Source organism: Stenotrophomonas sp. LMG 10879 (genome assembly GCF_002750935.1).
Classification (GTDB): Bacteria; Pseudomonadota; Gammaproteobacteria; order Xanthomonadales; family Xanthomonadaceae; genus Stenotrophomonas; species Stenotrophomonas lactitubi_B.
Map to the genome: position 1 here is coordinate 43,944 of NZ_PEJT01000018.1, position 17,798 is coordinate 61,741.

The 17,798-nt window shown below is 67.2% G+C and carries 20 protein-coding genes; 10 read left to right on the forward strand and 10 right to left on the reverse strand.

Annotation, left to right across the window (positions count from 1 at the left end):
- Nucleotides 1–5 precede the first annotated feature (5 nt).
- From CR919_RS20380 to msrB, 4 genes are all read right to left on the reverse strand, one after another.
- Nucleotides 6–515, reverse strand: a complete 510-nt coding sequence (locus CR919_RS20380) for a hypothetical protein (protein WP_099821575.1) — start codon at nucleotides 513–515, stop codon at nucleotides 6–8.
- Between the two features lie 133 nt (nucleotides 516–648).
- Nucleotides 649–1,623, reverse strand: coding sequence for a flagellar motor protein MotB (motB, locus tag CR919_RS20385; RefSeq protein ID WP_099821576.1), 975 nt, complete (start codon nucleotides 1,621–1,623; stop codon nucleotides 649–651).
- Nucleotides 1,624–1,626: 3 nt separating this feature from the next.
- Complete coding sequence (gene motA, locus CR919_RS20390) at nucleotides 1,627–2,481, reverse strand: flagellar motor stator protein MotA (protein ID WP_012509934.1); 855 nt, start codon at nucleotides 2,479–2,481, stop codon at nucleotides 1,627–1,629.
- Nucleotides 2,482–2,582: 101 nt separating this feature from the next.
- On the reverse strand, nucleotides 2,583–3,050 hold the full coding sequence (gene msrB / locus CR919_RS20395; RefSeq protein WP_099821577.1) for a peptide-methionine (R)-S-oxide reductase MsrB: 468 nt from the start codon (nucleotides 3,048–3,050) through the stop codon (nucleotides 2,583–2,585).
- A gap of 137 nt (nucleotides 3,051–3,187) precedes the next feature.
- Between msrB and CR919_RS20400 the strand changes: the two genes are divergently transcribed.
- Both CR919_RS20400 and CR919_RS20405 read left to right on the forward strand, forming a co-directional pair.
- The gene (locus CR919_RS20400) at nucleotides 3,188–3,562 is read left to right on the forward strand and encodes a classical arabinogalactan protein 4 (protein WP_099821578.1); all 375 of its coding nucleotides are present in this window, start codon (nucleotides 3,188–3,190) and stop codon (nucleotides 3,560–3,562) included.
- 417 nt (nucleotides 3,563–3,979) lie between these two features.
- Nucleotides 3,980–4,132: a lana protein gene (locus CR919_RS20405; protein WP_089238441.1), complete on the forward strand. Its 153-nt coding sequence runs from the start codon at nucleotides 3,980–3,982 to the stop codon at nucleotides 4,130–4,132.
- Nucleotides 4,133–4,189: 57 nt separating this feature from the next.
- Here CR919_RS20405 and CR919_RS20410 read toward each other — a convergent pair whose 3' ends face one another.
- Complete coding sequence (locus CR919_RS20410; protein WP_089241164.1) at nucleotides 4,190–4,669, reverse strand: Lrp/AsnC ligand binding domain-containing protein; 480 nt, start codon at nucleotides 4,667–4,669, stop codon at nucleotides 4,190–4,192.
- A gap of 149 nt (nucleotides 4,670–4,818) precedes the next feature.
- On the opposite strand from CR919_RS20410, the gene CR919_RS20415 reads away from it, so the two are divergent.
- Together CR919_RS20415 and alr are read left to right on the forward strand one after the other, a co-directional pair.
- Nucleotides 4,819–6,123: a D-amino acid dehydrogenase gene (locus CR919_RS20415; RefSeq protein WP_099821579.1), complete on the forward strand. Its 1,305-nt coding sequence runs from the start codon at nucleotides 4,819–4,821 to the stop codon at nucleotides 6,121–6,123.
- Nucleotides 6,102–7,172, forward strand: coding sequence for an alanine racemase (alr, locus tag CR919_RS20420; RefSeq protein ID WP_099821580.1), 1,071 nt, complete (start codon nucleotides 6,102–6,104; stop codon nucleotides 7,170–7,172). The genes CR919_RS20415 and alr overlap by 22 nt, the downstream gene beginning before the upstream one ends.
- 62 nt (nucleotides 7,173–7,234) lie before the next feature.
- On the opposite strand, the gene CR919_RS20425 is transcribed toward alr, so the two are convergent.
- Complete coding sequence (locus CR919_RS20425; RefSeq protein WP_089238446.1) at nucleotides 7,235–7,801, reverse strand: DUF3016 domain-containing protein; 567 nt, start codon at nucleotides 7,799–7,801, stop codon at nucleotides 7,235–7,237.
- Nucleotides 7,802–8,048: 247 nt separating this feature from the next.
- On the opposite strand from CR919_RS20425, the gene CR919_RS20430 reads away from it, so the two are divergent.
- Together CR919_RS20430 and CR919_RS20435 are read left to right on the forward strand one after the other, a co-directional pair.
- Nucleotides 8,049–10,034: an ATP-binding protein gene (locus CR919_RS20430; protein WP_243380374.1), complete on the forward strand. Its 1,986-nt coding sequence runs from the start codon at nucleotides 8,049–8,051 to the stop codon at nucleotides 10,032–10,034.
- Nucleotides 10,035–10,078: 44 nt separating this feature from the next.
- Nucleotides 10,079–10,372, forward strand: a complete 294-nt coding sequence (locus CR919_RS20435) for a DUF3247 family protein (RefSeq protein WP_099821582.1) — start codon at nucleotides 10,079–10,081, stop codon at nucleotides 10,370–10,372.
- An 85-nt stretch (nucleotides 10,373–10,457) separates the two neighbouring features.
- Here CR919_RS20435 and CR919_RS20440 read toward each other — a convergent pair whose 3' ends face one another.
- Nucleotides 10,458–10,721, reverse strand: a complete 264-nt coding sequence (locus tag CR919_RS20440) for a hypothetical protein (RefSeq protein WP_025878415.1) — start codon at nucleotides 10,719–10,721, stop codon at nucleotides 10,458–10,460.
- A 156-nt stretch (nucleotides 10,722–10,877) separates the two neighbouring features.
- Here CR919_RS20440 and CR919_RS20445 point away from each other — a divergent pair, with 156 nt between their 5' ends.
- From CR919_RS20445 to CR919_RS20455, 3 genes are read left to right on the forward strand one after another with little or no spacing between them, the layout of a single operon-like run.
- Nucleotides 10,878–11,948, forward strand: coding sequence for a class I SAM-dependent methyltransferase (locus CR919_RS20445; RefSeq protein WP_099821583.1), 1,071 nt, complete (start codon nucleotides 10,878–10,880; stop codon nucleotides 11,946–11,948).
- A complete protein-coding gene (locus tag CR919_RS20450) occupies nucleotides 11,945–12,646 on the forward strand; it encodes a pseudouridine synthase (protein WP_099821584.1) in 702 nt (233 codons plus the stop codon). The genes CR919_RS20445 and CR919_RS20450 overlap by 4 nt, the downstream gene beginning before the upstream one ends.
- Nucleotides 12,643–13,326, forward strand: a complete 684-nt coding sequence (locus CR919_RS20455) for an HAD family phosphatase (protein ID WP_099821585.1) — start codon at nucleotides 12,643–12,645, stop codon at nucleotides 13,324–13,326. The genes CR919_RS20450 and CR919_RS20455 overlap by 4 nt, the downstream gene beginning before the upstream one ends.
- A gap of 233 nt (nucleotides 13,327–13,559) precedes the next feature.
- Here the strand turns inward: CR919_RS20455 and fabB are convergent, their stop codons facing one another.
- Complete coding sequence (gene fabB, locus CR919_RS20460; RefSeq protein WP_025878419.1) at nucleotides 13,560–14,768, reverse strand: beta-ketoacyl-ACP synthase I; 1,209 nt, start codon at nucleotides 14,766–14,768, stop codon at nucleotides 13,560–13,562.
- Complete coding sequence (gene fabA / locus CR919_RS20465; RefSeq protein ID WP_025878420.1) at nucleotides 14,768–15,283, reverse strand: 3-hydroxyacyl-[acyl-carrier-protein] dehydratase FabA; 516 nt, start codon at nucleotides 15,281–15,283, stop codon at nucleotides 14,768–14,770. Before fabA ends, fabB begins: the two co-directional genes overlap by 1 nt.
- 191 nt (nucleotides 15,284–15,474) lie before the next feature.
- On the opposite strand from fabA, the gene dinB reads away from it, so the two are divergent.
- A complete protein-coding gene (gene dinB / locus CR919_RS20470) occupies nucleotides 15,475–16,563 on the forward strand; it encodes a DNA polymerase IV (protein WP_099821586.1) in 1,089 nt (362 codons plus the stop codon).
- 280 nt (nucleotides 16,564–16,843) lie between these two features.
- Here dinB and CR919_RS20475 read toward each other — a convergent pair whose 3' ends face one another.
- Nucleotides 16,844–17,755 carry an MBL fold metallo-hydrolase gene (locus CR919_RS20475; RefSeq protein WP_099821587.1) on the reverse strand — a complete coding sequence of 304 codons (912 nt, stop codon included), beginning with the start codon at nucleotides 17,753–17,755 and terminating at the stop codon, nucleotides 16,844–16,846.
- Nucleotides 17,756–17,798: the final 43 nt, after the last annotated feature.

The window sequence follows — 17,798 nt, forward strand, 5'->3', positions numbered from 1 at the left end:
CCGGATCAGGCCTGCGGCTTGCCGTCGGCGTCGGCGGCCGTAGCGGCCTCGGCGTCGGCAGCGCCTTCGGCGCCGGCAGTATCCGCAGCCGCTTCATCGGCAGCGTCGCCTTCGGCGGCTGCGTCTTCAGCCTGCTCGCTGGCGAACTCGGCCACCAGCTTGTCCAGGTACTCCTCGCCGGTCTGGCCCGCTTCTTCGGCCAGCGTGTCGAGCAGCTTCTGCATCAGCTCGGAATATTCCAGGGTGACCTTGCGGCCTTCGGCTTCCTGCACGTTGGACAGGTGCTTGAGCATGGCCAGCATCGGCACCGGGTTGTCGGCATTGCCCATGGTCTGGCCACCGATGGCCAGCAGCCACTCGCGGCCCTGCAGGCCGATGGCGGCCACGGCCTGGCCGTCCTCGTTGACCAGCACGGCATGGTTCTGCACCTGCTGCTGGGCGTTCAGACGGAGGAACGGGCGCTTGGCCTGCTGCTTCTTGCGCTTGTCGCGCTTGGCCTTGGAGGACTGGGACATGGGGTGGGATCACCTGGAAACGGAAAGACCGCCATTGTACTGGGTGCCGCGCTGCGCGCTCGCCGGGCATGGCCCGGCGCTGCCTTTGGGCGCTGGGATCCGGTAGCGCCGGGCCATGCCCGGCGGAACCCGGTCAGGGCTCAGAGCCCTTTCCTGCAGAAAGGGATCCGACCCCTGCTGGCCCCTGCGCGGCCTGCACGTCCGGATCCACGGTAGTCGCCGACAGGCCCACCTGCGGCCCGGCGCCGGCCAGTGCGGCCTCCTCGGCGGCCTTGGTCATCACCACGATGCTGATGCGGCGGTTGATCGGGTTCTGCGGGTCGGTCTTGTCGAACAGCACCGACGAAGACAGACCGACCACGCGGGTGATCTTGCCGTCGTCCATGCCGCCATCGATCAACGCGCGGCGCGCGGCATTGGCGCGGTCGGCACTCAGTTCCCAGTTGCCGTAGCCGCGTGCGGCCGAATAGGCGGTGATGTCGGTGTGGCCGGTCAGGCTGATCCGGTTCGGTACGTGGTTCAGGTACTCGGCCAGCTCGTGCAGGATCTGCTGCGTGTACGGCTTCAGGGTGGCGCTGCCGAGGTCGAACATCGGCCGGTTCTGCTTGTCCACGATCTGGATGCGCAGGCCTTCCGGGGTCAGGTCCAGCAGCAGCTGGTCCTTGAACGGTTCCAGCGCCTGGCTGCGGCTGATCGCCTCCTGCAGTTCCTTCATCAACGCTTCCAGCTGCTGCTTGTCGCGCTGCTGTTCGTCCACCGGCTGCGGTATCGACTTCTGCTGGTTCTGGAAGGGATCGTTGCTGTTGCCACGCGAGACGTCGGTGGCGCCACCCAGCTTGATCATCGAAGTGCTGGCGCCGCCCGGCCCGGCCATGCCCGGCGCCGGCGTTGCGCTGGAGCCGACCAGCGGGCTGGGATTGCGGAAGTATTCGGAAATGGCCGCACGCTCGGGCTTGCTGGTGCTGGCCATCAGCCACAGCACCAGGAAGAAGGCCATCATCGCGGTCACGAAGTCGGCATAGGCCACCTTCCACGAACCGCCATGGTGGGCGGCGTGGCCGGCCTTCTTGACCCGGCGGACGATGACGGTGGGCTTGGTCTCGGCCATGGCTTACTTGACCGTCTTCAGGTGCTGCTCGAAGTCGGAGAACGCCGGGCGCACGTTCGACGGCAGCGTCTTGCGGGCGAACTCCAGCGCGATCTTCGGGTTGTAGCCGCGCAGGCAGGCCAGCAGGGCGGTCTTCACCGACTCATAGATGCGGCTGTCCTGCTCGGCACGGGCTTCCATCGCCGACGCCATCGGGCCGACGAAGCCATAGCCCAGCAGGATGCCGAGGAACGTGCCGACCAGCGCGCCGGCCACATGGCCACCCACTTCGACGATGTCGCCGCCGATCGAGCCCATGGTGATGACGATGCCCAGCACTGCCGCGACGATGCCGAAACCGGGCAGGCCGTCGGCGACCTTGGTCAGTACCTGCGACGGTGCCATCGCCTCGGCGTGGTGCTTCTCCAGCTCCAGCTCCAGCAGCGGCTCCAGCTCGTGCGGCTCGATGTTGCTGCCGATCATCAGGCGCAGGCAGTCGGTGATGAAGTCGATCAGGTGGTGGTCGGCCTGCACCTTCGGGTAGTTGCCGAACAGCGCGCTTTCGGCCGGGCGCTCGACATGGTCTTCCAGCGCCATGAAGCCTTCACGGCGGGCCTTGTTGAGCAGTTCGTACACCAGGCTGAGGACATCGATGTAGTCCTGCTGCTTGTAACGCGGGCCCTTGAACACGCCGACCATGGCCTGCAGCGTCTGCTTGACGGTCTTGGCCGGTGTGCCGACCAGGAACGCACCCAGCGCGGCACCGCCGATGATGACCAGCTCATAAGGCTGCCACAGCGCCCCAAGGCGGCCGTGTGCGCCGAGGTAGCCGCCCAGCACGCTGATGATGACGACCAGGAATCCAACGATGATGAGCATGGCGCGACGCAAGGAGAGGGGATATCTCCTTGTCGGCCTGACACCGGTGTTTCTGAAGAGGGAATTCTGTGAAGTCGGTCAGCAGGGCAGTGCGGCGGGTGTCAGCCCGCCACGCCGGCTTCCGCGCCGCCACGCTGCAGCGGATCGGGCCAGGGCTCGCCGTTGCCGGTGAACGAAAGTGAGACCGAGTTCAGGCAATGGCGCTCGTAGGTGGGCGGCGGACCGTCCGGGAATACGTGGCCCAGGTGGCTGCCGCAGCGGGCGCAGGTGATCTCGGTGCGGACCATGCCGTGGCTGCTGTCGTGGATCTCGCGCACATGTGCCGGGTCGAACGGAGCGAAGAAACTGGGCCAGCCGGTGCCCGAATCGAACTTGGTGCTGGAGCGGAACAGCGGCAGCGCGCACAGCCGGCAGCAGTAGACCCCCTCACGCTTGTTGTCGAGGAACACCCCGCAGAAGGGTGCCTCGGTGCCATGCTGCAGCAGCACGCGGCGCTCCTCGGCGCTGAGCCCGGCGACCAGGGCGTCGGTCTGCGTGGCGGTGGGGGGCGTCAGATCGAAAGCGCTCATGCCGGCTCTCCGTGGGGTTGTGGCCTGGGATGCCGCAGACGTGGGGGTGTCGGCACGCGCTTGCAAGTGTGATGGCCGTTCATGGGCGGCACACAGGGGCAGGTGCAGGGTGGATGTGGTCCACCCTGGAGCGCGCCATGAAACCCCGTCTGGTTCTACTGTTGACGGCCCTGCTGCCTCTGCTTGTCCAGGCGCAGGTGCCCACCGGCAATCCGACCGCCACCCGCAGCAGCTCGACGCTGGCACCGCCGCCTGTCGCCCCGCCACCGCAGGCATCGCGCCCGCAGCCGCAGGTGCTGCCCTCGCCGCAGCCGGCCCAGCCGATCCGCTCGACCGGCCCGGCCCAGGTGGCCCCCACGCCCGCACCGACGTTGCCGGACAAGGTCTACGACCGCAACGGCCGCATCGTTCCCGGCGTCAAACCGGTCGGCCCCAACCGAGTGTTCGACTCGCGCACCGGCCGCTACTACGACAGCGTACCCACCGGCGACGGCCAGCAGATCAAGCGCTGACCCCAGCGCCTGAAACCAATCGAGTAACCCAAAGAGAGCGCAGCGACCCGCTGTCGCTCTTTTTTCTTTTTCTTTTCCGTGGCTGGCGCCCGCATGAACCTGTCCAAGGCCGGGCGGGTGGGCTGTGCAGGGGCGTGAGCCGCATGGATGCGGCGACCGAGCTTACAGGGACGTACTTGCAGCGCCCCCTGCACAGCCCACCCGCCCGGCCCACCCGCAGCACCGCACCCGGCCCAGCCACAAGGGGCTCAGCCGTTGGCAGGAAACCCGCCACCCACATGAACGCCGGAAAACAGCCCCCGCCCTGCACGCCCCGCATCACCCGTTTTTCGCCTGCGATTAACCGCGCCAGGACCACGGTGGACCTGCGCCGGCATCCCCGCCGTCGCGCTTCCCTCGTCCCCTTGGAATACGATCATGGCCAACCAGCAGAACCGTCATCCCGGCAAGGAACAGCAGGGCAAAACACCGCAGGACCAGCAGCGCCAGCAGCAACAGCAACAGCAGCCGAACGAGCAGCAGAAGAAGAATCCGCAACAGGGTTCCATGAAGAACCCGCAGCAGCGTTGATGCAGCCAGGGGCCAGAGCCCGTGCTACGGGATCTGGTCCCGCTGCCGCCGGTCGATTCAATCGGGAATCGGCAGCGACCAGGTCTCCTTGACCTCTTCCATCACGATGTAGCTCTTCGATTCACGCACATGCGGCAGGGTCAGCAGGGTGCTGCCAAGCAGCTTGCGATACGAAGCCATCTCGCTGATCCGCGCTTTCAGCAGGTAATCGAAATCGCCCGACACCAGATGGCATTCCAGCACGTTGGGCAGCTTCAGCGCCGCCCGCCGGAACTCCTCGAAGATGTCACCGGACTTGTAGGCCAGGCTGATCTCGACGAACACCAGCAGGCTGGCTTTCAGCGCCGACGGGTCCAGGTGGGCGTGATAGCCGGTGATCACCGCTTCGCGCTCCAGCCGGCGCACGCGCTCGGTACACGGGGTGGTCGACAGACCGACACGTTCGCCCAGCTCGGTGAAGGAAATGCGGCCTTCGCCCTGCAGGATGCGCAGGATCTTGCGGTCGATCTTGTCCAGTTCGCGGGGGCGGGTGGTCATGGCCGTCAACCTCGGGGAATGAATCAGAGGAAAATATCCTGCCTGCATTCCTAAAATCAGGCAAATCACCTAGGAACGGAAGAATATACTTCCCCGATTGTGGCCCCTGCGCACCCAAATGCAGGGAATGATCGGGTTGGAGAATTCCCATGCGAGTCCTAGTTCTCGGCAGCGGCGTGATCGGCACCACCAGTGCCTGGTACCTGCGACAGGCCGGGTTTGAAGTCACGGTCGTCGACCGCCAGCCCGGTCCCGCGCTGGAAACCAGCTTCGCCAATGCCGGCCAGCTGTCCTTCGGCTACACCTCGCCGTGGGCCGCCCCGGGCGTGCCGAAGAAGGCCATCGGTTGGCTGTTCGAGAAGCACGCGCCGCTGGCGATCAAGCCGGGCATGGACCTGGCCCAGTACCGCTGGCTGTGGCAGATGCTGCGCAACTGCACCCACGAGCGCTACGCGATCAACAAGGCGCGCATGGTGCGCATGTCCGAGTACAGCCGCGACTGCCTGAATGAGCTGCGCGCGCAGATCGGCATCGATTTCGAAGGGCGCGACCTGGGCACCACCCAGCTGTTCCGCACCCAGCAGCAGCTGGATGCCTCGGCGCAGGACATCGAGATCCTGGCCCAGTACGGCGTGCCGTACGAAGTGCTGGATCGCGCCGGCATCATCAAGGCCGAGCCCGCGCTGGCCCACGTCGATGGCCTGGTCGGCGCACTGCGCCTGCCGCGCGACCAGACCGGCGATTGCCAGCTGTTCACCCGCCGTCTGGCGCAGATGGCGGCCGAAGCGGGCGTCGAGTTCCGCTACGACCAGGACATCACCGGCGTGGAATTCGACGGCGACCGCATCACCGGCGTGCGCATCGGCGGCAAGCTGGAAACCGCGGACCGCTTCGTGGTCGCACTGGGCAGCTATTCGCCGGCACTGGTTGCGCCGCTGGGCATGCGCCTGCCGGTGTACCCGCTGAAGGGCTACTCGCTGACCCTGCCGATCACCGATCCGGCGATGGCGCCCACCTCGACCATCCTCGATGAGAGCTACAAGGTGGCGGTCACCCGCTTCGACAACCGCATCCGCGTCGGCGGCATGGCCGAAGTGGCCGGCTTTGACCTGTCGCTGTCGCCGCGCCGGCGCGAGACGCTGGAACTGGTGGTGCGCGATCTGTACCCGAAGGGCGGTGACCTGGCCAAGGCCGAGTTCTGGACCGGCCTACGCCCTGCTACGCCGGACGGCACACCGGTGATCGGCGCCACGCCGTTCCGCAACCTGTTCCTCAACACCGGCCACGGCACGCTGGGTTGGACCATGGCCTGCGGCTCGGGCCGCTACCTGGCCGACCTGATGAGCGCGCGCCAGCCGCAGATCAGCACCGAAGGCCTGGATATCTTCCGCTACGGCCAGTACCGCCACGCCCCGCAACATGAGAACCGCACATGCGTCCTGCCCGCGCGCTGATCGACCTGGGCGCACTGCGCAGCAACTATCGCCTGGCCCGTGAACTGGGCGGTGGCAAGGCGCTGGCGATCATCAAGGCCGATGCCTATGGCCATGGTGCGGTGCGCTGCGCGCAGGCACTGGAAGGTGAGGCCGACGGCTTCGGTGTGGCCACGATTGAAGAGGCGCTGGAACTGCGCCAGGCCGGTATCCGTGCCCCGATCCTGCTGCTGGAAGGCATCTTCGAGCCGAGCGAAATGGCGCTGGTGGCCGAGCATGACCTGTGGTTCTCGGTCGGTTCGCCGTGGCAGCTGGAAGCGCTGGCCGCGTTCGACAGCCCGCGCCCGCTGACGGTGTGGCTGAAGCTGGACAGTGGCATGCACCGGCTGGGCCTGGACGTGGCCGGTTTCCGCGCCGCGCACGCGCGCGTGTCGGCACTGCCGCAGGTGGCGCGCATCGTACTGATGACCCACCTGGCGCGCGCCGATGAGCTGGACAGCGAGCGCACCCATGAGCAGGCCGCGACCTTCGTGGAGGCCATCGAAGGCCTGCAAGGTGAGACCAGCGTCTGCAATTCGCCGGCGCTGCTGGGCTGGCCGGATGTGCGCAGTGACTGGGTGCGCCCGGGCCTGATGCTGTACGGGGCCAACCCGCTGCCGGACAACAGCGAACTCACTGCGCGCCTGCGCCCGGTGATGACGATGCAGTCCAAGGTGATCGCCGAGCGCTGGATCGAGGCCGGCGAGCCGGTCGGCTACGGTGCGCGTTTCGTCGCCAAGGCACGCACACGCGTGGGCGTGGTCGCACTGGGCTATGCCGATGGCTATCCGCAGTTCGCTCCCAATGGCACCCCGGTGCTGATCGATGGCCAACCCGGTGGGCTGATCGGCCGCGTGTCGATGGACATGCTGACCGTGGACCTGACCGCGCATGCGCACGCCGGCGTCGGCAGCGTGGTGGAACTGTGGGGCACTGCGCCGACCCTTTCAGAGTTGGCGCCGCGTTGCGGTGTCAGTGCCTACCAGCTGCCGTGTGGTGTCAAGCGCGTGGCACGCGTCTACCAGGATTGACCGGCGCTGGTAACGGGCGACCCTGGTCGGCGCCGTGAATGCGTGTCGACCAAGGTCGACACCTACCGGGCAGCGGTGACGCGCGAGGTCAGCTGGCGCTTCACCCAATCATCGATCAGGCGCTTTTCGTAGCGCAGCGGATCGGTATCGCTCTTCAGGCCGATGTTGTGCAGGTAGCCGCTGTCGCTCAGGCGGGCGTCGCCTTCATCGATGATGCGCCCGCTGGCATCCTTCAGCGTGTACTGCAGGGTGATCCGCGGCGGGTAGATGTCGCGCATGATCCGGATGTCGCTGCCACGCGGGCCGTGCCAGGGCTCGTAGTCGCCCGCGCGCTTGATATCGACCAGGGTCACGTCCAGCGTCTGCCCGGCCTGCAGTGGCTTGGCGGCGCTGGTCTGTACGTAACGTGCCAGCTGCTGCACCCAGTCCCCACGTTCAGCCTCGAAGCGGTTGCTGCTCTGACGGAGCTCGGTGAACTTCGCCGGATCGTCCCACTTCACGCTGACCGGGCCATCGGCCTGCAGCGCGCGCGGTGCGTCGGGCGCGGTTACCGTGCGCGGCGCGGCGGCCACGCTGCCCACGGCAAGCATGCCGGCCAGCAGCAGGGCGGTAGAAAGCGAACCTTTCATGGCAGTCTCCTGCGTCCCCGAAGCGGGGAGGGTGATGATCTCGGATCGAGTGTGATCCCGCTGGAGGGCCGCAGCAATGGTCAGTAGCGTCAAATGCGTCAACAGTTGCCGCCAATTCATGGTCGTCAACCGTGACTGACGGCGCTTGACGCTGTGAATACGCGCTCTGGAAGATGCTGTACCTCCATCCGGTCTTTTCACGACGCCCTTGTCCACACTGCCGCCCCTCGTGGAGCGCTCACCCTTGATGGTGCCGACGCCCGAAACTGACCTGCACCATGGCGTGCTTGAGCGCATCAACGCAGGTTTCTGTGTGATCCAGGTGCTGTTCGATGGCGACGAGGCGATCGATTACCGCTTCCTCGAGGTCAACGACGCTTTCGAGCGCCACACCGGCCTGAAGGATGCCTGTGGCAAGCGCATGAGCGCACTGGAGCCGCAGCACGAAGGCGACTGGTTCCGCATCTATGGCGAAGTCGCCCGGACCGGGCGGCCGGCCCAATTCGAGATGGAGGCACGTGCCCTGGGGCGTACGTTCGCCGTTGATGCCGTTCGGGTGGGGCGGCCAGGCGAGGACAAGGTCGGCATCCTGTTCTTCGATGTGACCGCGCGCAAGCAGATGGAAGTGGAACTGGGCGAGAGCGAGGCCCGTTTCAGTGCGTTGGCCGATGGCCTGCCGATGCCGGTGTGGGTGCTGGATGAGCGCGGCCACGCCCGTTTCGTCAACAGTGCCTTCAGCGAGTTCTTCGGCGGCGACGAGAACCGCGTGCCGGAAGATGTCTGGCGCGGCCTGGTGCATCCCGACGATGCCTCGGTGTTCGAATACGAACTGCAGGAAGCACTGAAAGCGCAGCGTTCGATGCACGCGCTGGTGCGCGCCCGCCGTGCCGATGGACAGTGGCGCTGGCTGGAAATGAACGCGCGTCCGCGCTTCTCGCGGATGGGCCGCTTCATCGGCCTGGCCGGCAGCAGCCCGGACGTCACCGAGCGTCGCGAGATCGAACTGGCGCGCGAGGAGCTGCTGCAGTCCGAGCGCGCCGCGCGCAGTGCTGCGGAGAACATGGCGCGGCTGAAGGATGAATTCCTGGCCACGCTGTCGCACGAGCTGCGCACGCCGCTGACCACGATCCTGGGCTGGAGCGAACTGCTGCTGCAGCGCGTCGATGCCACCAGCCCGCTGTACAAGGGCCTGGGGGTGATCGCCAACAGTGCCACCGCGCAGAAGCGGTTGATCTCGGACATGCTCGATCTCAGCAGCATGCTGCTGGGCAAGGTGCAGCTGGAAGTGGAAGTGCTGGACCTGCGCGACCAGTTGAACGAAGCGATGGGCGCGCAGGAGCTGGTGGCCGAGGGCAAGGCGCTGGACGTCACCCTGCAGCTGCCGGCGCAGGCCTGCCAGGTGCTGGGCGATGCCACCCGGCTGCAGCAGGTGTTCTGGAACCTGCTGTCCAACGCGATCAAGTTCACCCCGGCCGAAGGCCGCATCGATGTGCAGCTGCAGGCCGATGGCAACTACTGGACGATCACCGTGCGCGATACCGGCGACGGCATCGCGCCGGAGTTCCTGAACCATCTGTTCAGCCGCTTCCGCCAGGCCGACGGCACCACCACCCGCCGCCATGGCGGTCTGGGCCTGGGCTTGGCCATCGTGCAGCAGCTGGTCGAACTGCATGGCGGTACGGTCAGCGCGGCCAGCGATGGCCACGGCCACGGCTCCACCTTCACCGTGCGCCTGCCGCAGCACCTGCCCGATGCCGAACGGCGTCCGCTGCGTGAGGTCGTCAGCGGTCCGATCCTGGAGCCGATGGTGGTCGAGCCCTACCCGCTGCGCGGCCTGCATGTGCTGGCGGTGGAAGACCAGCCAGAAGTGCTGGAGTACCTGCGGCGCATGCTGGAAGAGCAGGGCGCCAGCGTGTCCGCGGCCAGTTCCGCAGGCGAGGCGCTGGCGCTGCTGGCCGACAATGGCCACCTGCAGTACCACGTGCTGCTGACCGATATCGGCATGCCGGGCATGGATGGCTATGGCCTGGTGAGCACGCTGCGACAGGATCTGGGCGTGGATGCCGCCGCACTGCCAGCGGTGGCGGTGACGGCGCTGGCGCGCGCGGACGACCGACGTCGCGCGCTGGCCTCGGGCTTCCAGGAACACGTGGCCAAGCCGTACTCGGTGGCCCAGCTGGTAGGTGTCGTGCGGCGCGTGCAGGCCACGCGCGGGGACGGACTGCTGCACTGAGCATTCACGGCCAATCGGCGACCCTGCAGAGCAGGAGGTCGCCGATGTCCCGTATTGCTCCCCGAATTCATACCGATCCAGCGCAGATCACGCGCCTGGAAGCCCTGCTGCCACAATTGCGCGGCGAAACCCAGGTGCAGCTGACCCTGCACGATGGCCGCCGCCTGCTGGGCACGGTTGCGGTGCAGCCGACGCTGCAGCAGTACCGCAACGACGCCGGCGACGAAGGCAGCAACGGCCAGCTGCGGCTGGACGATCTCGATACGCCGGTGCAGCAGCATCACGTGTGGTTGGATGAAATCGCCAGCATCCGCGAGCTGCCGCCCACGGCGCCTTGATCCGATGTAGAGCCGAGCCCATGCTCGGCTGCCGTTTGCGCGGCTGTGCCGCCGCCCGAGCATGGGCTCGGGCGCTACAGGCCTGTCAGTGCTCGAACAGCGTTGCCGTCGCCTCGAACCTGCGCGCATAGGCGCGCTCCTCGGCTACCCGGGTCACTTCATCGTCGGCCAGATCCGGTGCCCCATACACGGCGTAGGCCACACTGCCATCGGCGCCGTGGCCGACCTGGTGCAGGCGGTAGCGGGAATGACCACCGCCGGTGTCCTCCGGGTAATGCACGGGGGGATGGCTGCCTTCCAGGTCCATTTCACTGTTGTCGACAACACCTCCGACGAACAAGGCACGCATGCAGGATCTCCAGGAGTTGCGGGGGAGCTTCTACCCTGAACGCTGGCATGTTGCTGCGGCATCAAGGCAACGTTGAAGTTTCGCAAAGCGGCGGCCGGGGCCGGGCCGGACAAGCCGGTACAATGGACGGCCCTCACGCTTCCAGTACCCGCGCCGATGGCATCCAGCGACGACGCCCCCCTGCAGACCCTGTTCCTGCCGTTCTCCAGCGGCGCCCTGCGCTGGCCGGAGGGTCCGGTGGCCTTCCTGCGCGCCCGTGACGGCTGGCCTCTGCGCGAGCAGGCCGGCGGCCGTGAGGTCGACTGCGAGCAGAGCTTCGCTCCGTTCGCGCAGCCGCTGCAGCAGGCCGCTGGCTGGACCGTCAGCGGCCAGCTGGATGATGTTGCCGGCCGCGGCCGTTACCCGCTGGTGCTGGTGCTGCCGCCGCGCCAGCGTGAGGAAGCCCGCGCGCTGTTCGCCCGCGCCCTGGCGCTGGTCGCCGAGGGGGGCCGCATCGTGGCCTGCCAGCACAACAACGAGGGCGCCCGCTCCGGCGAAGGCGACCTCAAGCAGTTGGCCGGCCTCGGCGGCAGCCTGACCAAGAACCACTGCCGCGTGTTCTGGACCGCGCCGCTGCAGGGCCAGCATGATGCGGACGTGGCCAAGCGCTGGGGCAGCCTGGACGCGGTGCGTCCGATCGTGGGTGGCCGCTTCCTCAGCCGACCGGGCGTATTCGCCTGGGACCGCATCGACCCGGCCTCGGCGCTGCTGGCCGAGCACCTGCCGGCCGATCTGGCCGGGCGTGCGGCCGACCTCGGTGCCGGTTACGGCTACCTGTCGCGCGAGCTGCTGGAGCGCTGCCCGAAGATCACCGCGCTGGACCTGTACGAGGCCGAGAAGCGCGCGCTGGACCTGGCCGAACTCAATCTGGCGCCGCCGCCGCGCCCGGTGCCGCTGCGCTTCCTGTGGCGCGATGTCACCGCCGGTATCGAGCCGGACTACGACGTCATCATCAGCAACCCGCCATTCCACACGCCCTCGCGTGCGGATCGCCCGGACATCGGCCAGCGCTTCATCGCTGTGGCCGCGCAGGCACTGCGCCCGGGTGGGCGCCTGTACGTGGTGGCCAACCGCCACCTGCCGTACGAGTACACGCTCAATGAGAGCTTCGGCGCGGTGCGCGTGGTTGCCGAGCGCGATGGCTTCAAGCTGGTCGAGGCGGTAAAGGGCAAGGGGAAGGGCCGGTGAAACTGGTCAAGCTCATCGCCAACCTCGGCTACGGCAGCCGCAAGCAGGTGCAGTGGATGTTCCGCGAAGGCCGCGTCACCGACGCTGACGGCGAGGTGCTGTATGCCGACGACCAGGTGCCGCATGAAGCGGTGCGGGTCGATGGCGAGCCGCTGGACCCGCCGGTGGGCCTGTCGCTGGCGATGTACAAGCCGGCCGGCTACACCTGTTCGACCAAGGACAAGGGCCGCCTGATCTACGACCTGCTGCCGCCGCGCTTCCGCGACCGCGACCCGGTGCTGTCCACCGTCGGCCGCCTGGACCGCGAGACCAGCGGTCTGCTGCTGCTGACCGACGACGGCAACCTGCTGCACCGGATCATTTCGCCGAAGTCGAAGCTGCCCAAGGTCTACGAAGTGGAGCTGGCTGAAGACCTGCGTGGTGACGAGGTGGCGCTGTTTGCCAGCGGCACGCTGATGCTGGAAGCGGAAAAGACGCCCCTGCTGCCGGCTGAACTGCAGGTGCTCGGGCCGCGCAAAGCGCGCCTGGTGCTGCACGAAGGTCGCTACCATCAGGTACGCCGCATGTTCGCTGCCGCAGGCAACCACGTGCAGGCACTGCATCGCAGCCGTGTCGGTGGCCTGGACCTGCAGGGACTGGCCGAAGGGCAATGGCGGCTGCTGACCTCCACCGATCTGGATACGCTGTTCGCTCCATGACCTCCATCGCTGCGCTGCCGTTCCTGCCTGACGCCGTCATCTTCGACATGGACGGCCTGATGATCGACAGCGAGCGTGTGTCGCTTGCATGCTGGAGCGAGGCCGCAGAGGAGTTCGGCCTGCCGCTGGATGCCAGCTTCTTCGTGCGCATGGTCGGTCTTGGCGACCGCGACAGCCAGGCGCTGCTGCGCCAGCAGGGGATCGAAGACAGCGTGATCGAGGCGATGGCCGCGCGTTGTCATGATCTGTACGAGGAACGCACCCAGACCGGCCTGCCGTTGCGTCCGGGCATCCTGGAACTGCTTGAGTTGTTGAAGTCGCACGCGGTGCCGCGTGCGGTGGCGACCTCGACACGGCAACCGCGGGCCAACCGCAAGCTGGCCGCGACCGGGTTGCTGCCGTACTTCGATGCGGTGATCGCCGGTGGCGACGTGGCGCGGGCCAAGCCGGCACCGGACATCTACCTGCTGGCCGCGCAGCGGCTGGGCAAGGCACCGGAACGCTGCCTGGCGCTGGAGGATTCCCCGGCCGGCACGCGTGCCGCGCTGGCGGCGGGCATGACCGTGATCCAGGTGCCGGACCTGGTGCATCCCGATGAAGAACTGCGTGCGTTGGGCCACCGCATCGTCGGCTCGCTGGTGGACGCCCACGCACTGCTGCTGCCGCTGTTGCCGAGGTAACGGTGGGTGAGGGTGGGTGCTGGTGGGTGCCGACCGTTGGTCGGCACGCTTCACCGCTCTCGCCGGGCATGGCCCGGCGCTACCGCCCTGGTAGGTGCCACCCCTGAACCCGGGATGCCAACCTTGAACCCGGTGGGTGCCGACCGTTGGTCGGCACGCTTCACCGCTCTCGCCGGGCATGGCCCGGCGCTACCGCTCTGGTAGGTGCCAACCTTGGTTGGCACGCTTTCAGATCACACCCTGCCGAACACCAGCGCCGCGTTGGTGCCGCCGAAGCCGAAGCTGTTGGACATCACCGTATCCAGCTTCTGCTCGCGGCTTTCGCGCAGGATCGGGAAGCCTTCCACCCTCGGGTCCAGCTCACCGATGTTGGCCGAACCGGCCACGAAGCCGTCGCGCATCATCAGCAGGCAGTAGATCGCTTCATGCACGCTGGCAGCGCCCAGCGAATGGCCCGACAGCGCCTTGGTCGAGGACAGCGGCGGAATCGCATCGCCGAACACCTCGCGGATCGCACCCAGCTCGGTCACATCGCCCAGCGGGGTCGAGGTGCCGTGGGTGTTGAGGTAATCCAGCGGACGGTCCACGTTCTGCAGCGCCATCTTCATGCAGCGCACGGCGCCTTCACCGGACGGCGCGACCATGTCGGCGCCATCGGAGGTCACGCCATAGCCGATCAGCTCGGCATGGATGTGCGCGCCACGTGCCACGGCGTGGTCGTAATCCTCCAGCACCAGCATGCCGCCACCACCGGCGATGACGAAGCCATCGCGGTCCTTGTCATACGGGCGCGAGGCGCTGGCGGGGGTGTCGTTGAAGCTGGTGGACAGTGCACCCATCGCATCGAACATCACGCTCATCGACCAGTGCAGGTCTTCACCGCCGCCGGCGAACATGATGTCCTGCGCGCCGTGGCGGATGAGGTCGGCAGCCGCGCCGATGCAGTGTGCGGAGGTGGCGCAGGCGGCCGACAGCGAGTAGCTGACGCCCTTGATCTGGAACGCGGTGGCCAGGCACGCCGACACGGTCGAGCACATCGTGCGCGGCACCATGTACGGACCGACCTTGCGCACGCCACGGCTGCGCAGCAGATCGACCGCACCCACCTGCCATTCGCTGGAGCCACCGCCGGAACCGGCGATCAGGCCGGTGCGCAGGCCACTGACCTGCTCCGGGGTCAGGCCCGCATCGGTGATGGCATCGGCCATCGCCAGGTAGGCGAAGGCGGCGGCATCGCTCATGAAGCGCTTCTGCTTGCGGTCGATCAGCGCGTCCAGGTCGAGGTCGACGCGACCGCCGACCTGGCTGCGCAGGCCGGCTTCGGCGTGGTCGGCCAGCGCGGTGATGCCGGCACGGCTCTCGCGCAGGGCGGCAGAAACGGTATCCAGATCATTGCCGAGGCAGGACGTGATGCCCATGCCGGTGATGACGACGCGACGCATCAGAAGCTCCCGGTTTCAGTGAACAGGCCCACGCGCAGGTCGCGGGCGTTGTAGATCTCGCGGTCGTCCACGTACATGCGGGCGTCGGACTGGGCCATCACCAGCTTGCGGTTGATGACGCGGCTGATGTCGATCTCGTAGCGCACCAGCTTCGCGTCTGGCAGCACCTGGCCGGTGAACTTCACTTCGCCGCAGCCCAGGGCGCGGCCCTTGCCGGGGGCACCCAGCCAGGTGAGGAAGAAGCCGGTCAGCTGCCACATGGCATCCAGGCCCAGGCAGCCGGGCATCACCGGGTCGCCGATGAAGTGGCAGCCGAAGAACCACAGGTCCGGGCGGATATCCAGTTCGGCGCGTACCATGCCCTTGCCATGCGGTCCGCCGTCCTCGCGGATTTCGGTGATGCGGTCGAACATCAGCATCGGGTCGTTGGGCAACCGGCCGGCGGCAGCGCCGAACAGTTCACCGCGTGCGCTGGCCAGCAGCTGGTCGCGGTTGAACGCGTGGAGACGAGTCATGGAAAGCGCAATCCTGGAAGCGAAAACAAGGCAACGAGTTCCCGAGGATGCACGACGGATCAGGCGGATATCAAACCGCGTCTCCGTACGCGTGCGTAGTGTTTTCAGCTGAAACCACGCATCCCGTTGATGCACAACGACCATACTTCGGCGTCTGGACGGGTACGGTGCAGGTATCATGTGGGCCAACCATGAACGCACTGCGCAAGATCATCCACGTTGACATGGACGCCTTCTACGCGTCGGTGGAGCAGCGCGACGATCCGTCACTGCGCGGCAAGCCGGTGGTTGTGGCATGGCGCGGCGCGCGTTCAGTGGTGTGCGCCGCCTCGTACGAGGCGCGCGTGTTCGGCGTGCGTTCGGCGATGCCGGCCCTGCGCGCCGAGCGCCTGTGCCCGGACGCGATCTTCGTGCCGCCGGACTTCGCACGTTACAAGGCGGTGTCGCGCCACGTGCGCGAGATCTTCCTGCGCCATACCGACCTGGTCGAGCCGTTGTCACTGGATGAGGCCTATCTGGATGTCACGGTGCCGAAGAGCAACATCGAACTGGCCACCGACATCGCGCGCACCATCCGCGCGCAGATCCGCGAGGAAACCCGGCTGACTGCTTCAGCCGGAATCGCGCCGAACAAGTTCCTGGCCAAGATCGCCTCGGACTGGCGCAAGCCCGACGGTCAGTTCGTGATTCCGCCGCAGCGGGTGGATGCGTTCCTGCTGCCGCTGCCGGTGAACCGCGTGCCCGGCGTCGGCAAGGTGATGGAAGGCAAGCTGGCGGCGCGTGGCATCGTCACCTGCGGCGACCTGCGGCAGTGGACGCTGCCGGACCTGGAAGAAGCCTTCGGCAGCTTCGGCCGCAGCCTGTACAACCGCGCACGCGGTGTCGACGAGCGGCCGGTGGAGCCTGACCAGCAGGTGCAGTCGATCTCCTCCGAAGACACCTTCGCCGAGGACCTGTTGCTGGAAGACCTCGCTGAAGCGATCGTGCAGCTGGCCGAGAAGACCTGGCATGCCACGCGCAAGACCGAACGCATCGGCCACACCGTGGTGTTGAAGCTGAAGACCGCGCAGTTCCGCCTCCTCACCCGCAGCTTCACCCCGGAACGCCCGCCGGAATCGATGGCCGAACTGCGCGACATCGCGCTGTCACTGCGCGCCCGCGTCGACCTGCCCGCCGACACCCGTTACCGCCTGGTCGGCGTCGGCCTCGGCGGTTTCCGCGAAAAGGAGCCGGTGGTGCAGGGCGAATTGTTCGAGCACTCCCCGACCGACCGATCCTGATTGTTCATCCACGCATGTCTGGATCTGCGTGTCGACCAAGGTCGACACCTACCAAGGGCAGGCCATGCCATCCAGACAGATTGCGGAGATCTGTCGAAGGCGGGGTGGGTCCGGTTGCGGGGGTGTCCGCGGCATGGATGCCGCGGCCAAGCCTACAGGGACGTATTCACGGCGTCCCCCGCAACCGGACCCACCCCGCCCACCCACGGAATGCCCGCTTTTGCCGTTGCCGTCGATTCGGCAGGTGCAGGGCGCAGCCCTGCAAAAGAAAACTCCTACCTTACGGCCACTGCATCTCGCCCTTGGCCACCTTCGCACTCAACTCCAGCGACGTCACGCCCGCCAGCTTCGGATAGCGCGCCTGCATCGCCTTCACCAACGCCGCACTGTCCTTGGCCTTGGCCGTTTCAACATCGAAGGCGCGGATGTAATCCGCCGTGAAGCGCAGCGCACTGGCATCCAGTGCCGCACCCTCCGCGTAATGACCGGGCACCACCACCTTCGGCTTCAACGCCTGCAGCTGCTGCAGCGTGCGCAACCAATCGGCATGCGACTGCGGCGTCTGCGTGTCGGCCATCCACACATGCTCGCCGGCCACCACCGGAATGCCACCGACGATCGCGCGCAGTGACGGCACCCACAGCACGCTGCGGTCCGGCGTCGGTCCATCCAGGCCGATCAACGGCAGGCGCTGGCCTTCCAGCTGCAGTGCATCGCCTTCCAGTATCGCTGGCACCACGATGCGTGCGGGAACGTCGGCACCCATCTTCGGCCCCCAGTACGCCAGCTTGCCGGCCTGGGATTCACGGATATGCGCCACGGTCTGCGCGGTGGCGACGATGCGCGCCTGCGGGAACGCGTCCTGCACGGTGGCCAGGCCGAAGTAATAGTCCGGATCGCCATGGCTGATGTAGATGGTGGTCAGCCGCTTGCCGCTGGCGCGGATCTGCTCGACCAGCCGGCGCGCATCGCCGGCAGCGAACTGCGCGTTGACCAGGATCGCGTCGTTGCGCCCTTCGATCAGCACCGAGGACACCGAGAACATCGCCTGCGGGCCGGGATGGAAGGTCTGCAGGCGCAGCTGGGATTTCGCGGCGCTGGCAGGCGCAGGCGCGGCCGGTGCGGCCAGCAGCGGGGTGCTGGCGAAGCTGGCAGCCAGCGCGAGGGGAAGCAGCAGGGCAGCGGTACGCATGGGGAATTCCTCGTGTAGAGCCGAGCCATGCTCGGCTACATGT

Bases quoted from the DNA above. Each gene is read 5' to 3' on its own strand.
- fabB (WP_025878419.1), bottom strand. From the start codon at position 14,768: ATGCGTCGCGTCGTCATCACCGGCATGGGCATCACGTCCTGCCTCGGC.
- CR919_RS20475 (WP_099821587.1), bottom strand. From the start codon at position 17,755: ATGCGTACCGCTGCCCTGCTGCTTCCCCTCGCGCTGGCTGCCAGCTTC.
- CR919_RS20455 (WP_099821585.1), top strand. From the start codon at position 12,643: ATGACCTCCATCGCTGCGCTGCCGTTCCTGCCTGACGCCGTCATCTTC.
- CR919_RS20425 (WP_089238446.1), bottom strand. From the start codon at position 7,801: ATGAAAGGTTCGCTTTCTACCGCCCTGCTGCTGGCCGGCATGCTTGCC.
- CR919_RS20430 (WP_243380374.1), top strand. From the start codon at position 8,049: ATGGTGCCGACGCCCGAAACTGACCTGCACCATGGCGTGCTTGAGCGC.
- CR919_RS20440 (WP_025878415.1), bottom strand. From the start codon at position 10,721: ATGCGTGCCTTGTTCGTCGGAGGTGTTGTCGACAACAGTGAAATGGAC.
- fabA (WP_025878420.1), bottom strand. From the start codon at position 15,283: ATGACTCGTCTCCACGCGTTCAACCGCGACCAGCTGCTGGCCAGCGCA.
- CR919_RS20410 (WP_089241164.1), bottom strand. From the start codon at position 4,669: ATGACCACCCGCCCCCGCGAACTGGACAAGATCGACCGCAAGATCCTG.
- CR919_RS20445 (WP_099821583.1), top strand. From the start codon at position 10,878: ATGGCATCCAGCGACGACGCCCCCCTGCAGACCCTGTTCCTGCCGTTC.
- alr (WP_099821580.1), top strand. From the start codon at position 6,102: ATGCGTCCTGCCCGCGCGCTGATCGACCTGGGCGCACTGCGCAGCAAC.
- CR919_RS20400 (WP_099821578.1), top strand. From the start codon at position 3,188: ATGAAACCCCGTCTGGTTCTACTGTTGACGGCCCTGCTGCCTCTGCTT.
- CR919_RS20380 (WP_099821575.1), bottom strand. From the start codon at position 515: ATGTCCCAGTCCTCCAAGGCCAAGCGCGACAAGCGCAAGAAGCAGCAG.
- CR919_RS20415 (WP_099821579.1), top strand. From the start codon at position 4,819: ATGCGAGTCCTAGTTCTCGGCAGCGGCGTGATCGGCACCACCAGTGCC.
- CR919_RS20435 (WP_099821582.1), top strand. From the start codon at position 10,079: ATGTCCCGTATTGCTCCCCGAATTCATACCGATCCAGCGCAGATCACG.
- motB (WP_099821576.1), bottom strand. From the start codon at position 1,623: ATGGCCGAGACCAAGCCCACCGTCATCGTCCGCCGGGTCAAGAAGGCC.
- CR919_RS20405 (WP_089238441.1), top strand. From the start codon at position 3,980: ATGGCCAACCAGCAGAACCGTCATCCCGGCAAGGAACAGCAGGGCAAA.
- motA (WP_012509934.1), bottom strand. From the start codon at position 2,481: ATGCTCATCATCGTTGGATTCCTGGTCGTCATCATCAGCGTGCTGGGC.
- msrB (WP_099821577.1), bottom strand. From the start codon at position 3,050: ATGAGCGCTTTCGATCTGACGCCCCCCACCGCCACGCAGACCGACGCC.
- dinB (WP_099821586.1), top strand. From the start codon at position 15,475: ATGAACGCACTGCGCAAGATCATCCACGTTGACATGGACGCCTTCTAC.